At 36.8% G+C, this 25,267-nt stretch carries 25 protein-coding genes; 18 read left to right on the plus strand and 7 right to left on the minus strand.

Annotated elements, in window-relative coordinates; genetic code table 11:
- Positions 1 to 973 precede the first annotated feature (973 nt).
- The gene (locus ACE2AL_RS07960; RefSeq protein WP_206082424.1) at positions 974 to 1,267 is read left to right on the plus strand and encodes a helix-turn-helix domain-containing protein; all 294 of its coding nucleotides are present in this window, start codon (positions 974 to 976) and stop codon (positions 1,265 to 1,267) included.
- Positions 1,268 to 1,605: 338 nt separating this feature from the next.
- Here ACE2AL_RS07960 and ACE2AL_RS07965 read toward each other — a convergent pair whose 3' ends face one another.
- The 4 genes from ACE2AL_RS07965 to ACE2AL_RS07980 are packed head-to-tail and all read right to left on the minus strand — an operon-like array spanning position 1,606 to position 5,877.
- Positions 1,606 to 2,274 (minus strand): methionine ABC transporter permease, encoded by a 669-nt coding sequence (locus tag ACE2AL_RS07965; RefSeq protein WP_206082423.1) that lies wholly within the window; start codon positions 2,272 to 2,274, stop codon positions 1,606 to 1,608.
- A complete protein-coding gene (locus ACE2AL_RS07970) occupies positions 2,271 to 3,284 on the minus strand; it encodes a methionine ABC transporter ATP-binding protein (protein ID WP_206082422.1) in 1,014 nt (337 codons plus the stop codon). The genes ACE2AL_RS07965 and ACE2AL_RS07970 overlap by 4 nt, the downstream gene beginning before the upstream one ends.
- 3 nt (positions 3,285 to 3,287) lie before the next feature.
- Entirely contained in the window at positions 3,288 to 4,748 is a 1,461-nt protein-coding gene (locus ACE2AL_RS07975) for an NAD(P)/FAD-dependent oxidoreductase (protein ID WP_272681038.1), read from the minus strand.
- 4 nt (positions 4,749 to 4,752) lie between these two features.
- Entirely contained in the window at positions 4,753 to 5,877 is a 1,125-nt protein-coding gene (locus ACE2AL_RS07980; RefSeq protein ID WP_375084220.1) for a CMD domain-containing protein, read from the minus strand.
- A 213-nt stretch (positions 5,878 to 6,090) separates the two neighbouring features.
- Here ACE2AL_RS07980 and ACE2AL_RS07985 point away from each other — a divergent pair, with 213 nt between their 5' ends.
- Both ACE2AL_RS07985 and ACE2AL_RS07990 read left to right on the plus strand, forming a co-directional pair.
- Positions 6,091 to 6,933, plus strand: a complete 843-nt coding sequence (locus tag ACE2AL_RS07985) for a MetQ/NlpA family ABC transporter substrate-binding protein (protein ID WP_206082419.1) — start codon at positions 6,091 to 6,093, stop codon at positions 6,931 to 6,933.
- 209 nt (positions 6,934 to 7,142) lie between these two features.
- The gene (locus tag ACE2AL_RS07990; RefSeq protein ID WP_206082418.1) at positions 7,143 to 7,880 is read left to right on the plus strand and encodes a cyclase family protein; all 738 of its coding nucleotides are present in this window, start codon (positions 7,143 to 7,145) and stop codon (positions 7,878 to 7,880) included.
- A 61-nt stretch (positions 7,881 to 7,941) separates the two neighbouring features.
- On the opposite strand, the gene ACE2AL_RS07995 is transcribed toward ACE2AL_RS07990, so the two are convergent.
- Positions 7,942 to 9,174: an SLC13 family permease gene (locus tag ACE2AL_RS07995; RefSeq protein ID WP_206082417.1), complete on the minus strand. Its 1,233-nt coding sequence runs from the start codon at positions 9,172 to 9,174 to the stop codon at positions 7,942 to 7,944.
- A gap of 600 nt (positions 9,175 to 9,774) precedes the next feature.
- On the opposite strand from ACE2AL_RS07995, the gene ACE2AL_RS08000 reads away from it, so the two are divergent.
- From ACE2AL_RS08000 to ACE2AL_RS08015, 4 genes are all read left to right on the plus strand, one after another.
- Entirely contained in the window at positions 9,775 to 11,724 is a 1,950-nt protein-coding gene (locus tag ACE2AL_RS08000) for a PTS mannitol transporter subunit IICBA (RefSeq protein WP_272539909.1), read from the plus strand.
- A gap of 11 nt (positions 11,725 to 11,735) precedes the next feature.
- Positions 11,736 to 12,884, plus strand: a complete 1,149-nt coding sequence (locus ACE2AL_RS08005; protein WP_375084221.1) for a mannitol-1-phosphate 5-dehydrogenase — start codon at positions 11,736 to 11,738, stop codon at positions 12,882 to 12,884.
- A 111-nt stretch (positions 12,885 to 12,995) separates the two neighbouring features.
- Positions 12,996 to 13,526, plus strand: a complete 531-nt coding sequence (locus ACE2AL_RS08010) for an MltR family transcriptional regulator (RefSeq protein ID WP_206082414.1) — start codon at positions 12,996 to 12,998, stop codon at positions 13,524 to 13,526.
- 110 nt (positions 13,527 to 13,636) lie between these two features.
- The gene (locus tag ACE2AL_RS08015) at positions 13,637 to 14,059 is read left to right on the plus strand and encodes a GNAT family N-acetyltransferase (RefSeq protein ID WP_375084222.1); all 423 of its coding nucleotides are present in this window, start codon (positions 13,637 to 13,639) and stop codon (positions 14,057 to 14,059) included.
- Between the two features lie 5 nt (positions 14,060 to 14,064).
- On the opposite strand, the gene ACE2AL_RS08020 is transcribed toward ACE2AL_RS08015, so the two are convergent.
- The gene (locus ACE2AL_RS08020) at positions 14,065 to 14,496 is read right to left on the minus strand and encodes a hypothetical protein (RefSeq protein ID WP_206082412.1); all 432 of its coding nucleotides are present in this window, start codon (positions 14,494 to 14,496) and stop codon (positions 14,065 to 14,067) included.
- A 1,778-nt stretch (positions 14,497 to 16,274) separates the two neighbouring features.
- Between ACE2AL_RS08020 and ACE2AL_RS08025 the strand changes: the two genes are divergently transcribed.
- The 10 genes from ACE2AL_RS08025 to ACE2AL_RS08070 all read left to right on the plus strand — a co-directional run bounded on the left by ACE2AL_RS08025 (position 16,275) and on the right by ACE2AL_RS08070 (position 24,084).
- Positions 16,275 to 16,487 (plus strand): AlpA family transcriptional regulator, encoded by a 213-nt coding sequence (locus ACE2AL_RS08025; RefSeq protein WP_210846750.1) that lies wholly within the window; start codon positions 16,275 to 16,277, stop codon positions 16,485 to 16,487.
- The gene (locus tag ACE2AL_RS08030; RefSeq protein ID WP_375084223.1) at positions 16,487 to 17,326 is read left to right on the plus strand and encodes a hypothetical protein; all 840 of its coding nucleotides are present in this window, start codon (positions 16,487 to 16,489) and stop codon (positions 17,324 to 17,326) included. The genes ACE2AL_RS08025 and ACE2AL_RS08030 overlap by 1 nt, the downstream gene beginning before the upstream one ends.
- Positions 17,327 to 17,347: 21 nt before the next feature.
- Positions 17,348 to 18,367, plus strand: a complete 1,020-nt coding sequence (locus ACE2AL_RS08035) for a P2 family phage major capsid protein (protein ID WP_375084224.1) — start codon at positions 17,348 to 17,350, stop codon at positions 18,365 to 18,367.
- On the plus strand, positions 18,364 to 18,885 hold the full coding sequence (locus ACE2AL_RS08040; RefSeq protein WP_150375678.1) for a GPO family capsid scaffolding protein: 522 nt from the start codon (positions 18,364 to 18,366) through the stop codon (positions 18,883 to 18,885). The genes ACE2AL_RS08035 and ACE2AL_RS08040 overlap by 4 nt, the downstream gene beginning before the upstream one ends.
- A 69-nt stretch (positions 18,886 to 18,954) precedes the next feature.
- Positions 18,955 to 19,467 carry a host cell division inhibitor Icd-like protein gene (locus ACE2AL_RS08045; protein ID WP_375084225.1) on the plus strand — a complete coding sequence of 171 codons (513 nt, stop codon included), beginning with the start codon at positions 18,955 to 18,957 and terminating at the stop codon, positions 19,465 to 19,467.
- Positions 19,468 to 19,469: 2 nt separating this feature from the next.
- Positions 19,470 to 19,700, plus strand: coding sequence for a hypothetical protein (locus ACE2AL_RS08050; RefSeq protein ID WP_150375674.1), 231 nt, complete (start codon positions 19,470 to 19,472; stop codon positions 19,698 to 19,700).
- Positions 19,697 to 22,411 (plus strand): DUF927 domain-containing protein, encoded by a 2,715-nt coding sequence (locus tag ACE2AL_RS08055; RefSeq protein ID WP_375084226.1) that lies wholly within the window; start codon positions 19,697 to 19,699, stop codon positions 22,409 to 22,411. Before ACE2AL_RS08050 ends, ACE2AL_RS08055 begins: the two co-directional genes overlap by 4 nt.
- A gap of 300 nt (positions 22,412 to 22,711) precedes the next feature.
- The gene (locus tag ACE2AL_RS08060; RefSeq protein WP_375084303.1) at positions 22,712 to 22,930 is read left to right on the plus strand and encodes an ogr/Delta-like zinc finger family protein; all 219 of its coding nucleotides are present in this window, start codon (positions 22,712 to 22,714) and stop codon (positions 22,928 to 22,930) included.
- Between the two features lie 81 nt (positions 22,931 to 23,011).
- The gene (locus ACE2AL_RS08065) at positions 23,012 to 23,170 is read left to right on the plus strand and encodes a hypothetical protein (RefSeq protein WP_375084227.1); all 159 of its coding nucleotides are present in this window, start codon (positions 23,012 to 23,014) and stop codon (positions 23,168 to 23,170) included.
- Positions 23,171 to 23,715: 545 nt separating this feature from the next.
- Positions 23,716 to 24,084 (plus strand): hypothetical protein, encoded by a 369-nt coding sequence (locus ACE2AL_RS08070; protein ID WP_375084228.1) that lies wholly within the window; start codon positions 23,716 to 23,718, stop codon positions 24,082 to 24,084.
- Positions 24,085 to 24,226: 142 nt separating this feature from the next.
- On the opposite strand, the gene ACE2AL_RS08075 is transcribed toward ACE2AL_RS08070, so the two are convergent.
- The gene (locus tag ACE2AL_RS08075; protein ID WP_375084229.1) at positions 24,227 to 24,478 is read right to left on the minus strand and encodes a hypothetical protein; all 252 of its coding nucleotides are present in this window, start codon (positions 24,476 to 24,478) and stop codon (positions 24,227 to 24,229) included.
- A 459-nt stretch (positions 24,479 to 24,937) separates the two neighbouring features.
- Between ACE2AL_RS08075 and ACE2AL_RS08080 the strand changes: the two genes are divergently transcribed.
- Complete coding sequence (locus ACE2AL_RS08080) at positions 24,938 to 25,267, plus strand: hypothetical protein (RefSeq protein ID WP_375084230.1); 330 nt, start codon at positions 24,938 to 24,940, stop codon at positions 25,265 to 25,267.

A 25,267-nucleotide genomic window follows, 5' to 3' on the forward strand; every position in this document is an offset into this window, starting at 1 on the left:
TTTCCTGACTGCTGCTATGATTGATGATATAGAGGCACGTTTTTGGTATTGTTATCAATAACTTACAAATAATGAATTATAAAGTAAAGAGAATTACTTTATAACGTTAGAATAGAATGTGTTCATAATAAATATGGATGTTTAACGTTAAAAAGGGTGTTTGAGTATTTTTGGGGTTAAATTTTAATAATTTGTAAATTTTGAGGGTTTAATATCGCCACTTTCATTCGAAGATAAAATTATCAATATTAAAATAAGATAATCTAATAGTATTAGTTTGTCATATTTTTGTGATGTTCATCAAGTAAAGTGAATAATAAACTTCCTTAACGTTATGGTTTTGTTATGTTGAGCACTGTTATTTGGTAAATATTTACCATGCTACTTTAAAAATTTAGCGTTTCATTAATTGTAACAGAATATTCATTCCTATATGTTATTGATATTTAATGTTGCCAAAGGTTTTTAGAGGTAAAACTTATTATTTTTACCATTGTTTACAGATATAAATGATATCTGATTGTTTTTTATTCGTTAAATGATTGTTCATTCTTAAAATCATTAATATTGTTACAGTGTTAAATTATTCTATTTATTTCCTTTGTTTTCAGATGATACATCGGATAAAATCTGTTATTTTAGTGTAATATTCCGTCGTGTTCATTGTGATACAAGTAATATGGGTAAGGGTGGGAGTTGCCTTACTAATCATAATAGTATGATATTTATGGGATAATTATTGTTTTTTTATAGGGTAAATGACTTGTAATATCTCGTTACATAAATGTAACATCATTTTAAGATTAGTTGAAACTAATTAGATTGCTAGTATATCATTCCCATCGATATATGCTGAATCGTCAGCAATACTATCAAAGTTCTACTTATTATATAAAACATAAAAAATAAAAAAATGGCAGCTACTTATCTGCTAATTTTTATTTCATTAATATAAATTGAAGCGAGAATGTTTATGAATACAAAATATCCTGTCGCTTGTGCAGTTGGACAAAAAATTAAAACGCTAAGAAAAGCTCAAGGCTATACTGTGTTTCAGTTAGCTAAAGAGATAGATATTAGTGAACAACAATTATTTCGTTATGAGCGCGGTGTAAATCGTATTGATATTGATTGTTTAGTTCGCGTATTAAAAGTCTTAGGCGTTAATATGGGTGAGTTTTTTAGTGAAGTGCTGCAAGATGATACCCAACCAGAAGAAAGAAGGGATACTAAAGGGATCGATGATTCTATTTATTCTTTAGTATAATATAAATAATTATTTTGTCTCATAATGAAACTTAACTTGATTTTAACTTCTAATTGTTTCAATTAAGGACTTAAATTAAGTTTGATCACCATTTTAAATTCATTAAAAAGAATAAATACATTATTTATCTCTCATACTGTGTAACTTTAAAAATAAAAGCCTGTAATGGGCTTTTATTTTTTTATTATATAATATGCCTGAAATTAACTTTAAATTAAACAGAGATTAATTACAGGATAAATAGTCAAGCTTTAGATTCGCTACTAGGTGAGCTAAATTGAAACCGCGAAAATAGAAAAATAAAGTTGATAACGCAACGCTATCAACTTTAAGAATCATCAATGAAAACGCGCTTTTCTGGCAAGGTAGTCGCCAATAAATTGCATCCCTTGGACAATGATGATTAATGTCACAACAGTAATGGCCATTGCCACATTATCAAAGCGTTGATAGCCATAGTTCAAAGCAAGATCGCCAACACCACCACCGCCTACTGCTCCTGCCATAGCTGTCGCACCGACTAAAGTAATACTTGCTGCAGTCAAACTTAAAATAAGAGAAGATTTAGCTTCTGGTAAAATGAAATGCCAAACAATTTGCCAATTTGTTGCACCCATAGAATCTGCCGCTTCAATGATCCCTGAGTGTACGCTTAAAAGAGAATTTTCCACTAAGCGGGCAGTGTAGGGAGCAATAAAAATCACTAATGGCACTATTGCCGCGGTTGTTCCTATCGATGTTCCGACCATAAAACGGGTTAGTGGGATCATCGCCACTAATAAGATAATGAATGGTAAAGAGCGAATGATATTGATAATTGGGTTAACAATTCGGTATATGTATTTGTTTTCCCAAATCCCTTCAGGTCTCGTTATAACGAGTAATATACCCAGTAAAATACCAAACAAGGAACCGAGTACTAAGGCAATACTCACCATGGTGAATGTTTCTGACATAGCGAGTAAAAATTGTTTACTTGTTAAGGCTGTTTCAAATAACTCTGTCATAATGCCCCCTGGCTAACCGCTACGCCACGCAGGCGTAAAAACTGTATAGCTTCTTCAATCTGTGCTTTATCACCCACAATCTGCACAAACATGCTGCCGAGTACTACCCCACTGATTTCTTTCATATTGGCAAAGAGAATATTTATTTTGACGATTTTTTTTAAAATTAGCTCATTAACAACAGGCTCTTGAGCTGATGACCCGAGGAATTCAAGGCGATAAACATCTTGCTGGTGGTCTAAATTGTGCAGCACACGCTCTGGTATTTCTTCATTTAAAACAGTCCCAACAAACTTTTGGGTCGTTGAATGTTTAGGATTTGCAAAAATATCTAATACAGTGCCTTCTTCCACGACTTTACCCGCCTCCATCACTGCAACACGGTTACAGACTTGCTCTATAACTTCCATTTCGTGTGTCACAAGTAAGATGGTAATATTTTGTTCTCGACTGATTTTTTTTAATAGCTGTAAGATGGAGCGTGTCGTTTGCGGGTCAAGGGCAGATGTGGCTTCATCACACAGCAGAATTTGTGGGTTATTGATAAGGGCACGGGCAATACCCACGCGTTGTTTTTGCCCACCAGATAATTGACCTGGGTATTGATTTTTTTTATCACTCAGCTCTACATATTCAAGAATGCTATCAACACGTTGACTGATTTCGTTTTTATCAAGTCCTAGCAAGACCAAGGGCATTGCAATATTTTGAGCGACAGTTTTGGTTTCCAGTAAATTAAAATGCTGGAAAATCATTCCTATACTTCTCTTATGGGCCCGAATTTCAGCGGGAGTTTGATGAGCAATATTTTGCCCATCAATAATCACAGCACCACTTGAGGGCTTTTCTAATTGATTGACCAAACGAATAAGTGAGCTTTTTCCTGCTCCGCTATAGCCAATAAATCCAAAGATATCTCCTTTATTGATATGCAAGTTAATATCTTGCAATGCAACTAAAGATTGCCCATCTTTTTCATATACTTTTTGGACATTTTGAAATGTAATCATAGTTTACTCTACATTATCAGTTAGCTGCATACGTTCTGAAGGCAAGGCTGCTGGTTGCCATTCATCACCTAATAATTCAAATTCTTGGCTTGTTTTCACTAATTCGAGGTGTTCTTCTCTATGAGCGAGGTACAATTGAGCGGCAATATGATCAGCTAAACGCTCTGCACCTGTATTGGTACCAGGGATCAAACCAATAACAGGGCCCATGCTAAGTGAAGCACTTAAATTGAAACAATAAAATTGTTTTAACTTTTCAGTGTCAGCCGTTTTTTTGCCTTGTAATTCAAAATGCGAGCCTAAATAAGGGTGTGCGCCGAGTTCACTATTCGCTTCGTTGATTGGTGGAGTATAAACATCAGCCCACGTTTTAATTAGAGGGGTAATTTGGTTAAATGCAGGATGTTTGAACCAATTAATTTTATATCCTGTCGCGAGGATCAAATAATCTAACGTGAATTGTTCAGTTGTCGTCGAAATATGTAGTTTTTTATCTTTTAATTCAATCTGTTTAATTTGAGTATTAAAATTAAAAAAAGCATTTGGATGACAAGAAACTCGTAAAGTACTGCCATGAGGGGCAGGGGTTTTAGCTTCAGCAACATACGCTGAATAATGCCATTTTTGTGCATCTGTAAAATAGGCATAAGCATTAGTAAAACCCGCGCTTCCTGCAACTTTACCTCTGTTTACCCGTGGCATATCTGTGGCACGGATTAAAATTTCCACACTCTTAGCCCCGTTCTCTAAGGCTGTTGCAGAACTATCCATTGCACCTGCGCTATAACCAACAACACCAATGTCTAACCCTTTAAAGCGGCTGTAATCAGTGCCTGCATACGAATGCTCCCAATAGTTTTGTGGAATATTATCCATAAAACTGGGAATATTCGGTTCACTAAAGGATTCCATACCTGTGGCTAAAATAACATGCTGTGCGATGTAATTTGTTGTTCCTTCAGGTGTTTTAAAAATTAACTTGCTACCATTATCGGTTAAATGTAGGTCAATCAGTTCGTATTGATTAAATACTTTTGGTGCAGTAATCGCTTTAAACCACTGCAAATACTCTCCCCACTGAAGGCGAGGAATTTTATCTAACTCTTCCCATTTTTCATCGCCAAACTGCGCTTTGAACCACGCTTGAAAGGTCAATGAGGGGGAAGCTAAAGCGGGCCCTACAACCTGTTTTGGCGAACGTAGTGTTTCCATGAGAGCAGGTTTTTGCCAAGGCCCTTCACTTCCAGTAATGGCTTTATCAAATACGACGGCATTAATACCACGTAACTTGAGTGCAAATGCAGCCGTGACACCTGACATACCAGCACCAATAATGGCAACGTCAATATGTTGTTTGTTGATATTATTATCTGATAATGCCCATGATGTGATTGGGAGATTAAGATATTGCAAATCTTGTGCAATGTGCGCTTCTAAAGCCGCTAAGCCAATGATCCTATCCATGAAATTATTCCTTATCCTCCATAATTTCAAATGGCTCACCGAGGGAAAGCATTAAGCGGTTTGCCCATGAGAAAAACGCAGTAGACTGAATTAAATCAAGCAATTCGAGTTCAGATAGTCCCAGTTGGCGTAGTGTTGCGACTTGAGATATTGTTGCTTGAATCGGTGTTGCTGATAAAGACGCCACGAGATCGGTGATTGCTAACAATCTATCGTCAAAGCCATCCGCAAGAATCTCACCTGTCGGCGTTGCTAATAGCTTATCGACATCACTACGGCGTTCTTTGGCATACTGGCTGGCTTTGCGTGCATGAACAGAAGCACAGTAAATGCAACCATTCACTTTACTGACAGCGGCAGCTGCAAACTCACGTTCCCAGCGTGGTAGGCCGCCAGCGGTGTAAAAGACACCACGATCGATTAAGGTTCTAATTTCTAAAATCTTGCTTTGGTGAGCGAGCAGAAGAAAGTATTCAGAGGTTAATTGACCAAATTTTTTCATCACCTGAGTTTCTTCATCGCTTAGCGTTTCTGCTTTTCTAGCCGTTATCCAAGCTTCCCAACCTAAATTATCTTGTGTAAAGGCGGTAGGGGATGGGCGTCCCTGGCGAGTGAAAGGTTGATGATTCCATTTGCCCGCGACTATTTTCGCGACATCCCGTGGATTATTTTTAGATGTCGTTAAGAGCTCAATTCCTTCGACTAAACGAGCTTGATAGGTGACAAAGGTAATTAACTGAGCGAGCAAAACGATGTCGCTATTTTCCCAGCCTTGTGTAATTAAGGTTTCGATGAGTAAAAACTGAGTATCTTTAGGAGATAACGTTAATATTTGCAGATATTCCGCAGCAGCTTGCAGAGCAGGTGAAAGATTTTCTATTTTTAGTGCTGGTGCTTGTTGAAAATAAAAATCTGCTAATGTTTGGCTGCCAGTCAATTTTGCAACCTGATGCGCAAAACCATAACGAACATCAATAGGAAATTGTGTTGATGGTACAGAGAAAATTTCGCTGTATGCGGCTTGGGTATTTAAGGTTGCGGCTGATCGGTCTTGGCGGATTAATGCTAAATCGGAATCTGGTGGCAAGTGTGTCAGGGTGTTAATTAAATCATTATTGAAAATAGTCATAAAGCAACTCACTTTTTTTAAACGTTTTTTATCTCCTTCATTACATATCAATCACATCATTTATCGAACGATCTATTTGTTATATCCATATAACTTAAAGGAATTAAAACCTATTCTTATATCACTAATTAACTAAGTTATAATTATCTGATCTAAGAACAACCAAATTAATATGATTATACTGGCTGAAATATTTTCACAGGGTTGTTACATATGTTAAAACAAAAATTAATAAATTTATCTTTAATCGCATCAGCTGTTTTTGTGCTTTCAGCATGTGGTGATAACAATGAAAAAGATAATCCAAATAAAAAACAGATTACGATAGGTTTTGGAGTTGGTAATTATATCGATCAAGTAGATAAAGGAATCGTCCCTATTTTAGAGAAAAAAGGCTATAAGGTAACTTTGCGTCAATTTTCACAAAATAGGCAAATTAATCCTGCATTTGAAGAAGGTTCTATTGATGCATCGGTGAACCAAAGCCGCGCATATATGGATGCATATAACAAAAAGAATAATATTAATATGGTCGCATTGACAGACTCACCAAGCGCGCCACAAAGTTTACGTTCAAATAAACACAAATCAATTGATGATGTAAAAGATGGCATGATTGTCGCTTTATCTAACGACCCTGTAAATGCAGAAAGAGGGGCGCGGATCTTAGAACAACTAGGCTGGATTAAAATTAAACCGAATGTCAGCACATTGAGTTTTAGTGTTAATGATATTTCATCAGGAAAATATCATTTAGATGTGCGTGAAACGGACGCAGCTCAAGGATTAAGATTACTTGATGATGTTGATTTTGTTGTGGTAAATGGCAATTATGTCGCAAGTGCAGGCCAGCGTATTGCCGATGGATTAGTTGTTGAAAACTCACCATTAGAACACCGTGTTATTGTCACTGTCATGCAAAAAGATCTTGATTCTCAATGGGCTAAGGATTTAAAAGAGGCTTTTGAGTCTAAAGAATATGCGGATTATATTCGTTCTCAGCGTATTTATGATGGCTTTATCGAACCAGAAAGCTGGAATAAATACCCTAAATAAAATCCTAGTCTAATTTTTATTTTTTTATTCTTACCTAGCCACTTATTATTAAATTAATAAGTGGCTTTTTTAAAACTTAATATGAAATTTATTCTTATTAAATTCCTAGACAACACAATATTTTTACTGCTATTAAATAGATAAGTAACACAACAAAAAATACAACGTCATAAAAACACTGAACAAAATCAACCTGACAGGGGAAGAATATGAGTCACGAACTGATTGATGCATTTAATATTATAAAGAGCAAGAAATGGGTTGATTTAACACACAGCTTTGATGGGAATTCACCGCATTTTTTTATGTTTGATGCTGCTGAGTTTAAAACCTTATTTGGCTATGCAGAAGGTTTCTTTGCTCAGCAATTTACCTTCCCAGGGCAATATGGCACGCACATTGATGCGCCATGTCATTTTGTTGAAGGTAAACGTTTTCTGCATGAGCTAGAGCTAAAAGAACTCGTTTTACCTTTAATTGTTATTGATCAATCCGAAAGAGCAAAACAAGATCCAAACTTTGCATTTTCTCTTAATGATGTACTGACTTTTGAGGAACAGCATGGAAAAATTGAACCTGACAGTTTTGTTGCACTAAGAACAGATTGGAGCAAACGTTGGCCATCACAAGAGCTTATGGATAATAAAGACGAAGAAGGTAATAACCAAATACCTGGCTGGGGGATGGATGCCTTAAAGTTCTTATTTGAAGAACGGGGTATTAAAGCAATTGGACATGAAACGTTTGATACAGATGCGGCAAAAGATTTCCGTAAAAATAATGCGTTACTTGGGGAGTATTACGTTTTAGATCAAGATACTTACCAAGTGGAACTACTGGCAAACTTGGATAAAGTACCGACTCGTGGGGCAGTGATCTTTAATATTGTCGCTAAACCAAATAATGCGAGTGGGTTTCCTGTGCGTTCATTTGCTATTCTTCCCTAAATATTGAAATTTTATTACCAGCCATTTACTTAGCGTGGCTGGTAATAAATTGCAATTATTCTTACAAGACTAATACTATCCATATTGCCGCTAATATCATACATAACGCGGCAACAACACCACCCGATTTTGCAAACTCACTAAACGATATTTTTACGCCATAAGCCGCGGCTTGTTCAACAACAATAATACCTGCAAGGCTGCCAAATACTAATAAATTGCTGGAAAACCCTGAGCCTAGCACTAATGCTGCACCAAGGGCGTCAGCATTTCCATCAGGGGTTAAAAATGGAACGAGTAGCATTACCGAAGGGTTATTTCCCACAATTGTGCTGAGAACTCCAGTCACTAAGAATAAAGCGAATGGATTATTTAAATCAACGCCATGGGTGCGTAAATCATCGAGGAGTTGCTGGGGAATACCTGTTGAGGCAAACGCGGCATTGACGACAAACAGTCCCATAATTAAGAGTAACAAATTCCCATCAACTAATTTAAGCATATCGCTTGATGCGATTGAGCGGTTTAATAATAAGAATCCGGCAGCAGTAAGGGCAATTAATTCCCTTGGGATATCACTTACAATAAACGCAATAATAACGGCAAGCGTAATAACTCCTGCTTTAGTCGTTTCCCACACATTGAGGTTTTCTTGCATTGTCGATACTGTAGTTTGCGTTTCGTCCTTAGCTATGTACCAACGCTTGCGGTACAGCCAAACTAAGACGAACCACGTGATAGGTAATGACAGTAAGGCAGGGATTGCGGAAGCTTCTAATAAACCGACAAAGGAAATATCGAGCCCTTGAGCTGCAATCATATTCTGTGGGCTACCAATTAATGAGCCTGCAGCACCGTTATTTGCGGCAAAACAAAAGCCTAATAAAAATGGAATAGGGTTTAAACCGCGAGATAAGCTAATAGAAACTAATAATGGTGTCATGGCTACAACGACAACATCATTGGTTAATAAAGCGGAAAGAATTCCGCCAACACCGATTAATACGGCTAAAAGTGCTGGAGGAGAAACTTTTAGCATCGCAACACGGTTCGCTGTCCAACTATAAAAACCAGATACAACAAATGATGCAGATACGACCATTAAGCCGAACAGCATCCCAATTGTCCGATAATCAATGGCATTCCATGCATGTGGTGGGGTAATGCTATCAGCTGCCATCATGGCCAAGGCACCAATAATAGCGGCTCCCGTTCTATCTACTTTAAAACCAGGTAACTTACCAAAGCCCATGGCAACGTAAACCAAAAGAAAAACAATAATGGTTAAAGTCATTATATTCACATTTTAATGAAGAGGTTTAAGAATAATTTATCGGTGAACATCTTTTGAATCAAGGCTAAATATTCTATGGATAATAATAAGTTGCAGTTAATCCTATTAACGATATCGCAAAAAGATAGAAAATACAAAATGAGATGAGTGCTAAGCCTGTATTTTCAACTTTATATCCATTTCATAGGTGCTTTTTTGAAATAAGTAACGAGTGAAAATTAATTACAAAATAAAATCTACTAGCTATAAAAAGGTTAATCGAGTTTTTAATGGAGTTAAAAAAGGTGAATATGAAAATAATTTGTGATCAGGATCTCTTTTCTGAAAATTAAGGTAAGTATTTTTATGTGATATTAATCTCGTTTTTTTGCTTTTTTTATGTGAAAAAACGTCTTTGTAGTAAAACTACACTATTTATTTGTGAGCATGATCAATATTTAGGTGGGGGGATGAGGGGGGTTTAGGTGACTTCCGTCACATAAGGCCCGCGTGGTACGCATCTGATAAAGGCCATGTTAGAGTGAAAGCGTCTAAATATTCACTAACGTTATTTGGCGATAACGTTGCAATCTTATCGTTCTCGTACCACGGGGTTCTATCATGGTAACATCAAATATCAAATTAAAGGTACAGAATTTTGGGCGTTTCCTCAGTAATATGGTTATGCCTAATATTGGTGCTTTCATTGCGTGGGGCTTAATTACCGCGCTCTTTATCCCTACGGGGTGGTGGCCAAATGAAACGTTGGCACAGCTTGTAGGTCCAATGATCACCTATTTATTACCACTGCTAATTGGTTATACGGGCGGTCGTCTTATTGGTGGTGAAAGAGGCGGTATTGTCGGGGCCATTACAACAATGGGGGTAATTGTTGGTGCCGATATGCCAATGTTTATGGGCGCAATGATTGCAGGGCCATTAGGTGGTTATGCTATTAAACGTTTTGATAGCTGGATAGATGGTAAAGTCAAAACGGGCTTTGAAATGCTAGTAAATAACTTTTCATCTGGCATTATTGGTATGCTTTTGGCGATACTTGCTTACCTTGCTATTGGGCCTCTCGTTGCTGGCTTATCAAAAGTGTTGGCGGCGGGTGTAAATGTGATGGTAGAAAATAATCTACTGCCCTTAACTTCGATTTTTGTTGAGCCAGCCAAAATACTCTTTTTGAATAATGCCATTAACCACGGAATCTTTTCCCCATTAGGTATTCAACAAGCGACTGAAACAGGCGCGTCTATTTTTTTCTTAATAGAAGCTAACCCAGGTCCAGGTTTGGGTGTGTTATTGGCATACATGTTTTTTGGTAAAGGGAATGCTAAACAGTCTGCGCCTGGTGCTGCAATTATTCACTTTTTCGGCGGGATCCACGAAATTTATTTCCCATACGTTTTAATGAATCCGCGGTTAATTCTTGCAGTTATTCTTGGCGGCATGACAGGTGTGTTTGTGATGAACCTATTTCATGCTGGTTTAGTCTCTCCTGCATCACCAGGCTCTATTTTTGCAGTTTTACTGATGACACCAAAATCATCTTTAATTGGCGTTATTCTGTCTGTGATTAGTGCAACACTTGTTTCTTTCTTAGTTTCTGCAATTTTATTAAAAAGAACCCGTGTGGGCGATGATGATGAATTAGATAATGCGACGAAAAAAATGCGTGATATGAAAGCGCAATCTAAATCATCGAGCAAGGAAGTAACGAATAACAATTCAACAGTTAATCTTGCAAATGTGCGTAATATTATTGTTGCTTGTGATGCGGGAATGGGCTCCAGTGCGATGGGGGCAGGTGTATTAGCGAAAAAGATTCGTGATGCGGGGTTGCTTGATATTTATGTCACGAACATGGCTATCAATGACCTTCCTACGAGTGTTGATATTGTGATAACGCACAAAGACCTCACTGAAAGAGCTAAAACATTTGCACCTAATGCAATGCACATTTCTTTAGCGAATTTCTTAGATGGTCAAATATATAATGATTTAGTGACTAATTTAATCGCGAAAAAACATCCTACTGCTGCAAATGATGGACGCTTAATCAAGCAAACAATTGTTGCTGCAAATGATGAATCTTTTGATATTGAAGATAAAGATGAAGCGTTGTTTACACTTAGCGCCAAGCATATTTACTTAAATTTATCAGCGAAGAATAAAACGCAAGCAATTCAATTTGCGGGACAAAAATTAGTTGAGGGTGGGTATGTAGAACCTGATTATATTGAAGCGATGTTAGCGAGAGAAAAATTAACCTCAACTTATCTTGGTGAATCAATTGCAGTCCCACATGGAACTATTGAAGCGAAAGATCGTGTTTTAAAAACGGGTATTGTTATTTGCCAATATCCTGAAGGTGTTCAATTCGGAGATGAACCCGATGAAATTGCACGTCTTGTTATTGGCATCGCGGCACAAAATAATGAGCATATTGAAGTGATTACACGAATCACCTCTGCACTAGATGAAGATGGGGTGATAGATAAATTGTGTAATACCCAAAGTATTCAAGAAGTGCTCGAAATTTTAGCATCGCAAAGTGCAGCGTGAGGATAATAACAATGAAAGTCATTCATTTTGGTGCAGGTAATATCGGTCGTGGTTTTATTGGTAAATTACTTTCTGATGCGAATTCACAACTCACATTTACCGATATTAATCAGCTATTAATTGATCAGCTAGAGCATCAGCAGTCATATCAGGTTCATGTTGTTGGGCAAGAAAGTAGCATAGAAAAAGTACAAAATGTACACGCAATTAATTCTAATGATCCAAAGACAATAGAATATATAGCCTCTGCAGATATGGTGACAACCGCAGTAGGCCCACAAATTCTCGAAAAAATAGCAGGGACTTTAGCGCAAGGTATTGCTTTAAGATGTAAATTAAATAACCAAAAGCCCCTCAATATTATTGCGTGTGAAAATATGGTTAGAGGAACAAGCCAATTAAAACGACATATTCTTGCTCAATTACCTGTAGAAACACACGGATGGGTTGAACAATATGTTGGTTTTGTTGACTCCGCCGTTGACCGGATTGTTCCTCCAATGGATGCAGCGAATGATGACCCTCTTTCTGTAACTGTCGAATCATTCAGTGAATGGATTGTCGACAAAACACAATTTATTGGCAATATTCCGACAATCGACGGTATGGAGTTGACGGATAATTTAATGGCATTTGTTGAGCGAAAACTATTCACGTTAAATACAGGCCATGCGATTACTGCATATCTAGGCCAATTATATGGCTACCAAACAATCAGAGATGCCATTAATGACCCTAAGATTCTCGCTATCGTAAAAGCTGCAATGGAAGAAAGTGGGCAAGTTTTAATTCAACGGTATGGGTTTAATGCAGATAAGCACCAGCAATATATTGAAAAAATATTAAGCCGCTTTGCTAACCCTTATTTAAAGGATGATGTGAGTCGAGTAGGGCGCCAACCTATTCGTAAACTCAGCCCTGAAGATAGATTGATTAAGCCACTATTGGGGACATTAGAGTATGAACTCCCTAATAAGAATTTGATAATGGGTATTGCAGCTGCGCTTCATTTTAGATGCACTAGTGACCCTCAATCTATTGAAATGACAGCTCTAATTGAAGATAAAGGTCTATATCAAGCTATAGTTGAATTAAGTGGACTTCAACATCACCCTGTCATTATTAATAAAATTTGTGCGCAGTATGAGCTAATGAAGTAGAGTAATAGGTAATATTACGGATAATGAGTTAATTGGTGAGGTTTAATCACTTTATGGTTAGTTGCGAATAAATATCAAGCTGCTGGCCATAAAGTGACAAAAGAAATTATTATGGAAAATAAACAAGACATTGAAAATCAAATTCTTGAACGGCTAAATCAGCGGCCAGAATTACATTTGTTTGTTCAAGAGGCTATTATTCTTATTTCACAAGCTATTGATAAGTTGATGTTAAAAGTGTTTAGAAAGGATGATTATGCCGTAAAATATGCGGTTGAACCTCTTTTAACAGGAAATGGCCCATTAGGTGATTTATCTGTACGTTTAAAATTGTTATTTGCTTTGGGAGCTATAACACGCGAAACCTATGAAGATATTGAATTATTTTTAGCATTAAATGACTCGTTATCTCACCAAGAATTAAAATTAGATTATACCGATGATGAAATAATAGGCAGTATTAAAACGCTTCACTGTATAGGGCCATTACCTGAAATGATGCGTTTTGATCAACCTGAGGACATGGTTGACCAGCAGCTAATGAGTTTACAGAAACAACGCTATCAACAAATGGTCAAATCGTCTTTAGTGTTATCTGTTGCCGATTTAATTGCTCAAATATTAGAAACCGATGTTTTTTAATGAGTCACCGCATTTTATTTTTTCTTTATAAATCTTACTCACCTATTTACTTTATCATATAAGTATGTTCGAAATACCAATACGTATAACCAGAATGAATATAATTGAATATGAATATTGTTATTACACATGAAGTAAGTCCAGAAGATCGTGATGAATTACTGGCGGGGCTTCGTAGTTTTAATGTACAGTTTTTAGATGCCTCTCGATTCGGTCAACTAGGGGTATATTTTAAAGATGATGATGGTGTAATGCAGGGGGGCTTGATTGCAACAATCAGAGCCAATTGGTTATGTATTGATTATTTATGGGTAAGTGAATCTGCGAGAAATGAAGGAATAGGGAGGCAATTAATGCAAGCAGCTGAGCATGAGGCTTCAAAAGTAGGCTGCCTTCATTCTTTAGTCGATACATTTAGTTTTCAAGCATTACCATTCTACCAAAAATTAGGTTATATCCAGCAAATGTCACTGCCAAATTTTCCTGAAACGGGAATGCAATCTCATTATTTGACTAAAATGAATTTAAAATAGTGAAATTAATTGTCTTCATTACGTACATTCGAAAAACAATTGACCCCATTTGTTATTGTATTTTCATTTGCAATAGCAGATGGATTAACAGGTAAGTTTAATTGATTTACCCAGCATGCTAGGCTCTGTTCTGCATTTAATCCTACCCTTGTACTTTCATCATGAATTGAACGAATATTTATTGTTGAGTATTCCATCAATTTATTATCAATAAAGATAAACACATGATCCGCTTTCTGACTTGGCAGATTGGTTAATATTTGATCCGAATAAAATAACAAATCATACTGAGCTTGAGAGGCAGAGCTAATCGGTATCCCTTCAATTTTAATGACATCAGCTTTGCTCATTCCAGAAATAACGACTAATTTTCGCTCTTTCTTTGTGCAGGCTAAAAGTAAAAGTGGTAAAAAAAGAATAATGATAAAATTTTTCATTGATAGATTATCTCAGTGAATACGCGCAGTAGAGTTGATAATAGAAAGTTCTATTCTTGATAAAAATGTTCAGATGAAAAATAGGATTTTTCTATTTAGACTGATAAACGAACTGCCAGCACTGTTTTTCCCTAAGAGAGCAGATTATTCATAGTAACAGGAAAGTTTCAGTTGTTGGCTAACTAAGCAAGAGCCTCTAACTTGTATTCCTAATATATTGTGTATGCCCTGCCTACCGTTAATTGCGATATGAGTGCTCAAGTGGTACAAGTATGATTAGTTAGCTATATTGATGTAAACTTTTAATTGGTAATTAAAATGAATGAATCAAGTAGTCTGATAATTGCAGAAACGATAATTAATGTTAATAGTATCATGTTTTCAGATAACGCATTTTTTCTGCCTGTGTATATCTATAGAGTAGTAAATATTATTTATCAGGTGAATTTATTAATGTGATTTAGGCTAATATTGAAAGAAAACAAATTGATGTTACTAGCTGAGGGGGCTAAAACAGCCTGATATTCCTGAACAGGTAAATTGGAGTGAGATGCCTCAGTGATTCGCTGATGCCATAGCGCTATAGCAAAATGCAACTTGGACAAGAAATTCATTCGAGAGATTGAAAGGGCTAGGGGGAAATTCAACATTCAACATTCAACTAGATGGTGATTGCGAAAGCGACAAGAGCTACATAGATAGCAGATAAGACCAAGGACACACCGATGATTGTCCTAGCGAAAAGACATAAAACACTACTTGGTGGTGATTTTGGAAATAGTGCTGAAAAGCTCCAATAAGCAAGCCACAGGAGTAAAAAGGCAGCAAATAAAAGATAAATAACGGTGAATGTCACTACATATATTCCAATATTTACGTTAGATAGATGATTGCTATGATGCAACGTACGCTATGATCATTCCAAGCATGCACATGGTGGCTATCAGGCATATTCCAGCGATAACTCGAATAAAAGACCAGAAAGTATTGGTTCTGTCTATATTCCAAAAGCAAAAAAACACTGCAATCCCTAATATGATTTCATAAGTAATCAGTTCAGCCATGACGATACATACATCCGTATGATTAAGTGATTAACAATATACATAAGTCAAATATCAATAGCCATCAATTAAAGACTAATGTTCTCTCCACCATGTGTTCATGCCAGTTTAGCTTTGTATAGTTCGGCATAACATGAATAGTTGCTATGATTTTTTGTGAGGATTGGGAATAGGTTGGTTTCGTTTGTACTGGTGTCCCCTGCAGGAATCGACTAGTTAATTCAATGTGTTGATTTTTAATAAATATTATTTTCTTTCTTTATTTCCTATACACATTGTTATACATAAACTTTTTGCTATAGAACCTCAATTTCAGGAATTTGTTTTAGAGTAAATATTACACAAATAATGTGTGGTTTATTTTGAGTATTTTGCTGAAATTTAAATGTGTTAAATTTCAATGCATTATAATTCACTTGCGTAAATTTACAAATAATTAAAATTCTTTACAAAAGGGAGTTGTTTAACCGTTTGTTAAATTCGCAATTTTATATTGGGAACGATTAGTTATGAATGATAATGACTAGTAATACTGATAACTATTTGTTGCTATTTGAGTTGTTCAAAAATTAGACATAGATAATAATTCTAAAAATCATGCCTTAGCCTCTCTCTTTACCATTCTTAATGTCTGTGTAAATATAAAGACATCCAACGACATCTAGTAACATCTAATAAGATTCAAAAACAGAATTTAATTATAAGGGAATAACTATGAGCTTATTACCTTTGGGGGAACTTAACACCGAAAATAGGTTGTTAAGGCTACCAGAAGTAACTTTATTAACAGGTCTACCAACTTCCACAATTTATTTAAAAATGAAATCGAACGATTTTCCTAAGCAAATGAAAATAGGGTCACGTTCTGTTGCATGGCTAGAGTCTGAAATAAATGAATGGATAATCAATAATGCAAGGAGAAGATAATGACCGAAAATATATCTTTCTATAAAGATGAGTCATTAAGTTTTGTTTTAAATTATAAAGCAATCCCATTTGAAGCTAACGGTAAAGATACAGGGTTTATTATTCGTGCTATAGAAATAAATCATCTATTTATGTTAAGAAATAAAGTTAACGCATTAGGTGAAATCATAGGGTTTAGCTTTGATAATTCAATGCCAACTGCAAAAGAAGTGAAGCTGCTCATTGATAAAGGTAATCAACTGTTAGAAAAATATATAGCAGATTGTGATGTACAGGTTCAGAAACTAGAAGATGCAGAAACCTACTTGGAAAATTTAAGTGAAGGGCGACTGAGAAAGCCAAATAACTATAGAACTGCACATGCATGGGCATCAGACTCTTACGATAACGTTGAAAGAGCGAGAGGATGCTTAGGTAATGCTCAAGACAAGTTAAGTAAGATTAGTGGGGTATATGGACTGTTAAGGCCAGTGGTTGAACAGTTATTAAAAGAAAACGTAACTGGTTATAAATCGGAGTTTTTAATTTCAATACCGAACGAGAAAATAACTACGCATTCATTAAGATCTAATTTGAATTGGGGTTATTCAAATGAATGTAATTTAATATTAGATGAGTGTGAGAACTTAAAGAAGCACATAAATAAAATTGTTAGTGATTGTCATCTATCAACTGATAAATATGTGAGAAGAAACACCTCTGATAATCAACTAAATTATTATAAAGAGTATTATGATATTAATAATAAGTCAGTGAATACAGTATTAACTGCAGATGAATATGTTTCTAAAATGGTTTCTATTCAAAAAAGAATTCAAAATAAATCAGATCTAATGTAATAAATATAAAAGGAATATATTATGTATGCTACTACAGTACCAAATGTGGCAAGGGATTTTCACGCCAATTTTACACGCGGTGCAAATTACTTTTCTAAAAATAGTAAAACATTTTCAATTACTAATACATCTGAAACTTTATTGCGCGTAGCAATATCAGACTCGAATTGGTTTTTAAATAAATTAACAATAACCGATGTAAGTGAAATCAAAGGGGATACAGTTAACCTTGGTGATAGTAGCCTTCATACTGGTCGTTCAATTGAGGAGCGTTTTCATAAGCGTTTAAGCATGGATGCTATTTCTTATACGCTAGAGGAAACGGATACCTGTACGGCTCTTACCTACGAACAGCTTTCGATAATTGCAAATAGCCGTAGTGGTGATGATGAGCACTTTACTAAAGTGATGTCTGATTTGTTCTCTAAAACAGTATCGCTAGACATGATACGTGTTGGCTTTAATGGCGAGTTTTGTGGGTTTCCAACAAAGCCAGAAAAATATAAACGAGGGCAAGATGTTAACTGTGGTTGGCATACCATAGCAAAATCATTTAATAACGGCTCTCAAATTGTAACGGATAAAATTGTTTTAGGTAAAGACGGTGATTTCCCTAACTTAGATGCCATGGCCAACTTTCTTATTATCAAAAAAATACCCGAAGAGTTCCGTGAAGACCCTAGATTAGTCGTATTGGTTGGCTCAGAACTTGCTGCTTTATACCGTGAAAAACTATTTAGAGGGGCAGATAACGCCGCAGATATTCAGGCAAGTCAAATGGCGTTAAGTACGGTTGCAGGACGCTTCGCTATTATTCCACCATTTATGCCTGGTCGTCGCTTAGTGGTTACCACATTAGATAATTTGCATATTTATACCCAGAAAAATACCCGTCGTTTTCGTGCCGAGTTTGTGGATGACAGAAAAGTCTATGAGCACAGTTATATTAGAAATGAAGGTTATGGCCTCGGTGATGGAAATCTCTATGCTGCCATTGATGAAAATGCCATCCAAATTGAAGACGGGGTATTTTCATTATGAGTGATCCTCAATTAATAACTAATTGGATTTGTGTTGCTACAGAAGGGCAAACAGTCGATGAGCGTACGATTAAACCTGAGTGGTTACAGGAAATGGCTGATACCTATGATCCTAAGTATTATACGGCTTTAATTTGGGAAGAACATAACCGTAATCTTGAGAATTTAGGTGAGGTAATCGATGCAAAAGCCGACATGATGAATGGTAAAATGCAGCTATTTTTGCGATTAAAACCAACCAAGAAACTGATTAAATACAATGAAGAAGGTCAGAAATTATTTTGCTCAATTGAGGTAGAAGAGGACTTTCAAGGAACGAGTATTTTTTACCTTGGTGGATTAGCAGTGACGGATAACCCAGCAAGCATAGGTACGGATAGATTACGTTTAAGAATTAACAACTTATATTTCGCTAATAAAAATTATCGGTATTTATTTAGTTCACCAATGCATTTTAATCTATCAGGTGGTTTAACCAAATCTAAAAATAACTGGTTTTCTGCTATCTCTGCGGGGTAAACCCTATGCCCAGATTGATCTGGGCATATCCTAAAATATCTATTCTTCCCAATTTAAGACATGTTAATTATGAAAATAAAAGGGTTGCATCCGTCTAAACGGTTGGGCTATATTGATCGCACGTTAGCAAAATCTAACGTCGGGATTGGCGTCCTGAATCAGTTACTGGCGACACATGACGCGCCTTGCGTCTTTTTTTGTGTCTATGCCTACGTGCACCTATTAAATGCGGTTTTGTATCGCCCTGATTCTATGGTGGCGTTGGCGGGGCAGCCTTCGGGCTGGCTGGATTCCAGTAACTCCAGTTACGCCAACCCTGTCAACGTCACCACCCCCGAAATTGGCGTTTCAGGTGGTGACTCCTTAACTAAGTTACTGGAGATCATCGTCATGATGGCAACCCCTACCCAAACTCAATTTAAATTCTTATTCTTGAGCATTAAACGTGCTGACATCACAGCAAAACCTTGCCGTCGGGCTGCTATTGCGTCAACTGAATATGATGCACGAATGCTGCTTGCTCATGATTTCATCTTACTTTTTGCAGGTCGTTTACCTGTAAGCCAAACAGAGGAATGCTAATCATGAAAAATACAAATCATATAAATACAGTCATTTCTGCATCGGGCGAAAAACAATTATTAAGAGCCGCGCAAATGACGAGCTTTCTATCTGAATTACTTATAGCTAGTTCTATTAATGGCCAGCGTCATGTCTCAAGTGAGGGAATGGCGGCAATGATGGAATGTTTAGCAGAACAGGTTGAATTTGTGATCAGCGAAAGTAGTTTAATGAATAAGGACATAAAACAATGAGTTTACTAAACAGTTCTAATTCATCAACTACTCCTACTCAGTTACCATCCGTTACGGATATTATGCGCTCTGCAAATGGGCGTTGGCACTATATTTTAACGAGTTTGGGTGTTTGCGTTCCTGATAATCATAAACATGGCGCTTGCCCGAAATGTGGTGGTAAAGACCGTTTTCGTTTTGATGATAAAAATGGAAAAGGTACATGGTTTTGTAACCACTGTGGCAGTGGTGATGGGTTGGATTTGCTCAAACTAGTGATAGGAAAAGATACGAAAACCGCTTGTTTTGAAATCAATAAAATATTGCTTCTACCAGAGTTTAGTAAGGTCATGCCTACCAAAATAAAAAAAGTTAATGTGACTCGGGGCATCGAATTATTTGAAAAGTTGAAAGCATCGTCATGCCTAGGGGAAAGCCAATACTTAACAAATAAGGGCTTAATTAACCATCAATGTTTAATTACACAGAATTTCTATAAACAAGGTGAATTAAGTTTTCCAACGGGCTCAATTTTATTGCCCTTGGTTGATAATCAATTTCAGGTTAAAGGTGGGCAACTTATCAGCCCAGAAGGTGATAAGGCATTGTTATCTGGTTCTGGGCTTTCAGGTTCATTTATTGTTGTGTCGGAGGAACCACAAGACACACTTGAACAAATTGTGATTACTGAGGGCTTTGCTACGGGGTTAAGCCTATCAAAGGTAATTGATACCTTTATTGTGGCCGCTGTTGCGGCTACTAACCTTGTGAAAGTCGCTCAGCAGCTACGGGAACGTTATCCATCGGTAAAAATCATTATTGCGGGTGATAACGATTTTATAGATGGTAAAGAGAATACGGGTAAGGTGTGGGCAGAGAAAGCCGCCAAAGCCGTTGATGGTTGGATCACCTTACCGCCAACCCATTACAAAGCGGATTGGGATGATTACCGACAAGAAAATAGCACGGTCAAAGTCAAAGAAGCATTCTTTGAGGAAATGACATACTGCGGTAAGGATAAAGCCTATTTGCCCCAAGGCTTTAGGCTGACTCAAGAATATTTGTGGTATGACAAACTGGTGAATAAATCGGATGGTGACACCGAGGTCAGAAATATCAAAATCAGCAGTCCAATAAAAGTTACCGCGATCACCTGCGATGCAGACGGCAGTAATTACGGCCGTTTATTGGAATGGGATGATACCTACGGAAATTGCCGTAAATGGGCAATGCCAATGGAAATGTTAAGCGGTAGCGGTGAAGAATTACGTCGTGTACTTTTGGTGAACGGGCTTTCATATATCAACATTTCGGGGCAGGCTCGTGCGCATTTAATGGAATACATTTCATTGTGCCGACCAGAGAAAAAAGTCACTTGCGTAAATAAAACGGGCTGGCATGGCAACGTGTATGTGTTGCAGGATGAAGTTGTTGGAACTGGCGCAGATTCCGTTATTTTGCAAACCTCCAGTGTTCAAGGTAAAGATTTTAGGGTAGCAGGCACTAGCGATGAATGGCGGGAGCATATTGGTAAATATTGCGTGGGAAACGCTAGGCTGGCGTTTTCCGTAAGCCTTGCCTTTGCGTCATCATTATTAAAATTAGTCGGTGTGGGAGGCGGTGGCTACCATTTAAAAGGTGAATCAACAGACGGTAAGACGACCACAATGAAAGTGGCCGCTTCTGTTTGTGGTGGTACCGATTACTGGTACACATGGCGGGCAACAGGTAACGCGCTTGAGGGAACGGCTTGCCGTCGTAATGACGCTACGCTAATGCTGGATGAAATCCGAGAAGTGGACGGACGCGAAGCGGGTAACATTGCTTACATGTTGGCAAATGGCCAAGGTAAAGCCCGTGCAAAAACGGATGGCAGCGTCAGGGAAACGAATCGATGGAATTTACTGTTTCTCTCAACGGGTGAATTGTCATTGGTTGAACATGCGGCCAATGCAGGCGAACGCACTTATGCAGGGGTTGAAGTCCGTATGATACAAATCCCAAGTGATTCAGGTAAACACGGTGTATTTGAGGACTTACATCAATTTGCTAGCGGCAAAGCCTTAGCGGAATACCTAGAGCATGCAGTCACTAAATACCACGGTACCCCATTCCGTGACTGGCTAAAATATCTTACAAATGATCTCACGTTCATCTCAGGTACAGCAAAAACATTATTAAAAGAGTATACCGCTAAAATGATGCCTGAAAATGCAGGTAACCAAGTTGGTCGGGCTATCACCCGTTTTGCCCTTGTTGCGATGGCGGGGGAGATTGCCACAATTGCAGGGATCACAGGCTGGCAGGAGGGTGAAGCCTATATTGCGGCTGAAAAGTGCCTAGCGGCTTGGATGAAAGAGCGTGGGCATACAGCAAATCAGGAAGATATCACCGCCTTAGAGCAAGTGACTGATTTTATCTCACGTAATCAATTTAGCCGTTTTGCGGATTGGTATGATGAGAATAGCCGACCGCTCAATATGATGGGCTTTCGTCGTGTTGAAAAAGGTGCTGGCAACCAAGAACCGACGGTGCAGTTTTATGTTCTATCTTCTGCATGGAAAGAAATATGTAAAGGTTATGATTCAAGGAAGGTTGCGCGTTTATGTATTGATAAAGGTTGGCTAGAAGCAGGCAAAGATGGTAGGTCACAAAACAGCATACGCCTACCAGAAATAGGGCTTAAACGTGTTTATTTGTTCAATAGTGATGTGTTGGGCTCTGCTGAATGATAGTAATGAAACTGACCTTCTTATATTTAAAGTGTAACAGTGGTAACAAAGGTAACAGCTAGGGCTATCAATGCTTATAGCTGTTACCAGTAAATTAATGTGAGTGGTAACAAGAGGTAACAAAAATAGGCTGTTACCTTGCGTTACACGTGATTTTGCAGAAAAGGTAACAAGTTAAATTATTTAAAATCAATGATGTAACCAGTGTTACCACTGTTACCAGTGAAATTGGAAATGGACGTATTTAATAAGCTTTATTCTGGAAGGCATATAAAGCAAGGGGGATTAGCAATGCGAGTAATGAAAATATACTGCCCTGAGTGTGGTCAGGAAGCCAAAATACAGAAAATTGATAGGCAGGGTAGGGATAATGCTCATTATATTTACTGTTCGTGCTCTGATTTTGAGTGTGGACACACTTATAGGCTAACGCTGACGTTTTCACATTCTATTTATCATAAGAAGCCCGAAGATCAGCCAAAGCAACTATGTTTTGATGTTATCGAAAATAGAGCATAGCAAAATGTAAATTAAGGCGAATGGTATAAAGGTAATTTCGACATATAACCAAGTAGTAATAATTACTAAGGGTAATTAAATATGTTTAATGAAAAACGTAATATTCGAATAGAAGTGAGTGACAATAAAAAAGTCATAGAGCTAAGGGGATATACAGAAAAAGAAGCCCACCGTTTGATTGATATGAGGTTAAATAAAGGCTCATTAGTTCAAAAAACAAACACTAAAATAAAAAAGTAATTCGTTCATATTTCAGTTTTCTATTTCCTCTCAACCCGCATAGATACTGGGTTTTCAGTTTTTATGCGGCTCATACTTTCAAGTGAAAATCTCACGTAAAATAGAAAAGTTATTTATATTCAATTGATTATAAATCAATTCGCTAGGTGTGCTTCACTTGAAAACTGAAATTTATTGAAAATCTTTTCACAGATTTCAGTTTGAGATTTTCGGCAACAACCTAGTATTGGTACGGCTTGGCGATATGTTTTGTAGAATTTTAAAACTGAAATAATTTTATGATCCAAATTGTGCAGGCGGGTGCGGTGTAGTGAATTTTACGTGGTGAGTAACTTTATTTCGTACGGGTCTTAGTATGTTATTTCTTTCCAGTTTTACTTCTGGAGGACTAGATATGAGATATGTTATGTTAACTCATTGATGATGATGATAATTTAAACATTAAGGGTAATATAGTGAATAGGACGAATTCGTCGCCTCAGTTTTTACAGTTAAAAAATGAAATCAGTGACTATAAAGAATCCATGTTTGAGTGGTGGAATTCGATGAATAAACGAGGATTATGGGAGTGGCCATTCATACTTAGCTTAGGCTGCTGGGGAGTTACAAATGGAGCCTTTCAATTAGCCGCATTCACTATTACATTATTATTCTTTAGTGAACGCTTTATAGTAATTGCTAAATCTTCAACTTTTACAACAAAAAAAGAATATGAGTTATTTAAAAAAATACGTGGGGCTAAAGTAGCTGATGATGAATTTTATGAACTTATTAAACAACTTAAAAATGTAATAAAAAATAGAAGTTTTTTTAAACCTTCTCAATTCATGAATAGAATATGGAAGTTCATGGTTTCTTATAGCTTTTTAATTTGTTCATTTGCCTATGCAGTAAATGATTATTTCAAAACATAAAAAATCAACTGGTGAGGTTGGGTTTCTTTAATTTCAAGCAAATACTTGATATGCCTTAGTTCTTGTTGGTGCAAGGAGCGCATCTTATTACTGCGCGACACTCTTCAACTAACAAAATAAGTGTAGTGTTCAGTTCAGTATCTCAACCAATAACTGGCTCATACTTTTCTTTCAAGCCATCTGATTTACTAGCCGTGCCTTTAATAGCATTGGCATTCATTGGCATTCCTGTGTTGCTGTGGCTATGATTGGCGGTGAGTTCGGCCAACTCTTTCACGATATCCAATGTATCAATCATCAACTGTGCCACGTTAATTTCTTGGCTACCAATCCAAACAATAGGTGCAATAATTTCTTGTTTGGTGCCTGCGATACTTTGCTTAAGTGTGCCCACCTTTTCAATTAGCTTTTGGACAACGGTAAGCGTGGCATCTTTAATAATATCAACCTTTGCTTTTTTTACCGATTCCGGTTAAAAAATTCAATTTAATTCAATGGCTTAATTGCTACAGGCTATCTGTCTGTTGGATAGCCTGTAGCAATGTTGAGGTGCCAGTACCATCGCTTTATCGGTGGTCATGTCTCGGGAGACATAAGGTGCTATGTAGTGAATTTTACGTTATTTTTTGTTTTGCAAAATGATTTTATTAGAAAAACAACCTTTACTTCTCCTTGAATAATAATGTTTGTTTAATAAAATTTAATTTAATCTGAATTTTAAAGTTATTATTTTAAAATTATGACGTTGGTCACAAAATAAAAGTTATTTCGTTTCCCTGCCAGAGGAATACTATTAATTAATAGTGTCAGCGGGTATGGTAATGTTAGTTAATTTAAATAAAAGGAATATAATATGTCATTGCAACTTCTTAAAAAAGCAATTTTAGAACGTAAATCAATTTCATTTGAATATAATAAAGTTGGAAAAATACCAGGAAAGAGAATAGGAAACCCACATGCTATTTTTATTTATAGAGCGAAAGATGGCCGTGAGTCTACTAAAGTTCACTTAGTACAAGTCGATGGGGTAACGGATAGTGAGCCTAATTTTCCGGACTTTAGAATGTTTAATATCGAGGAGATTACAAATGTTGCTATTATAGAAAACGGAATACAGTTTGATATTGATAGCAAATATAATCCAGTGTGGTCTGGGTATGATAATGTAATTGCTAAGGTGTAG

The sequence above is a fragment of the Providencia xihuensis genome, assembly GCF_041953405.1.
In the GTDB taxonomy this organism is placed as follows: Bacteria; Pseudomonadota; Gammaproteobacteria; order Enterobacterales; family Enterobacteriaceae; genus Providencia; species Providencia vermicola.

What these genes read in the sequence shown, in the direction of transcription:
- ACE2AL_RS08050 (WP_150375674.1), top strand. Translation starts at nt 19,470, where the DNA reads ATGAAAAATACAAATCATATAAATACAGTCATTTCTGCATCGGGCGAA.
- ACE2AL_RS08030 (WP_375084223.1), top strand. Translation starts at nt 16,487, where the DNA reads ATGACCGAAAATATATCTTTCTATAAAGATGAGTCATTAAGTTTTGTT.
- ACE2AL_RS07960 (WP_206082424.1), top strand. Translation starts at nt 974, where the DNA reads ATGAATACAAAATATCCTGTCGCTTGTGCAGTTGGACAAAAAATTAAA.
- ACE2AL_RS08035 (WP_375084224.1), top strand. Translation starts at nt 17,348, where the DNA reads ATGTATGCTACTACAGTACCAAATGTGGCAAGGGATTTTCACGCCAAT.
- ACE2AL_RS08020 (WP_206082412.1), bottom strand. Translation starts at nt 14,496, where the DNA reads ATGAAAAATTTTATCATTATTCTTTTTTTACCACTTTTACTTTTAGCC.
- ACE2AL_RS07970 (WP_206082422.1), bottom strand. Translation starts at nt 3,284, where the DNA reads ATGATTACATTTCAAAATGTCCAAAAAGTATATGAAAAAGATGGGCAA.
- ACE2AL_RS08055 (WP_375084226.1), top strand. Translation starts at nt 19,697, where the DNA reads ATGAGTTTACTAAACAGTTCTAATTCATCAACTACTCCTACTCAGTTA.
- ACE2AL_RS08025 (WP_210846750.1), top strand. Translation starts at nt 16,275, where the DNA reads ATGAGCTTATTACCTTTGGGGGAACTTAACACCGAAAATAGGTTGTTA.
- ACE2AL_RS07965 (WP_206082423.1), bottom strand. Translation starts at nt 2,274, where the DNA reads ATGACAGAGTTATTTGAAACAGCCTTAACAAGTAAACAATTTTTACTC.
- ACE2AL_RS07975 (WP_272681038.1), bottom strand. Translation starts at nt 4,748, where the DNA reads ATGGATAGGATCATTGGCTTAGCGGCTTTAGAAGCGCACATTGCACAA.
- ACE2AL_RS08040 (WP_150375678.1), top strand. Translation starts at nt 18,364, where the DNA reads ATGAGTGATCCTCAATTAATAACTAATTGGATTTGTGTTGCTACAGAA.
- ACE2AL_RS07995 (WP_206082417.1), bottom strand. Translation starts at nt 9,174, where the DNA reads ATGACTTTAACCATTATTGTTTTTCTTTTGGTTTACGTTGCCATGGGC.
- ACE2AL_RS08005 (WP_375084221.1), top strand. Translation starts at nt 11,736, where the DNA reads ATGAAAGTCATTCATTTTGGTGCAGGTAATATCGGTCGTGGTTTTATT.
- ACE2AL_RS07990 (WP_206082418.1), top strand. Translation starts at nt 7,143, where the DNA reads ATGAGTCACGAACTGATTGATGCATTTAATATTATAAAGAGCAAGAAA.
- ACE2AL_RS08015 (WP_375084222.1), top strand. Translation starts at nt 13,637, where the DNA reads ATGAATATTGTTATTACACATGAAGTAAGTCCAGAAGATCGTGATGAA.
- ACE2AL_RS08070 (WP_375084228.1), top strand. Translation starts at nt 23,716, where the DNA reads ATGAATAAACGAGGATTATGGGAGTGGCCATTCATACTTAGCTTAGGC.
- ACE2AL_RS08080 (WP_375084230.1), top strand. Translation starts at nt 24,938, where the DNA reads ATGTCATTGCAACTTCTTAAAAAAGCAATTTTAGAACGTAAATCAATT.
- ACE2AL_RS08010 (WP_206082414.1), top strand. Translation starts at nt 12,996, where the DNA reads ATGGAAAATAAACAAGACATTGAAAATCAAATTCTTGAACGGCTAAAT.
- ACE2AL_RS08065 (WP_375084227.1), top strand. Translation starts at nt 23,012, where the DNA reads ATGTTTAATGAAAAACGTAATATTCGAATAGAAGTGAGTGACAATAAA.
- ACE2AL_RS07985 (WP_206082419.1), top strand. Translation starts at nt 6,091, where the DNA reads ATGTTAAAACAAAAATTAATAAATTTATCTTTAATCGCATCAGCTGTT.
- ACE2AL_RS08060 (WP_375084303.1), top strand. Translation starts at nt 22,712, where the DNA reads ATGAAAATATACTGCCCTGAGTGTGGTCAGGAAGCCAAAATACAGAAA.
- ACE2AL_RS08000 (WP_272539909.1), top strand. Translation starts at nt 9,775, where the DNA reads ATGGTAACATCAAATATCAAATTAAAGGTACAGAATTTTGGGCGTTTC.
- ACE2AL_RS07980 (WP_375084220.1), bottom strand. Translation starts at nt 5,877, where the DNA reads ATGACTATTTTCAATAATGATTTAATTAACACCCTGACACACTTGCCA.
- ACE2AL_RS08045 (WP_375084225.1), top strand. Translation starts at nt 18,955, where the DNA reads ATGAAAATAAAAGGGTTGCATCCGTCTAAACGGTTGGGCTATATTGAT.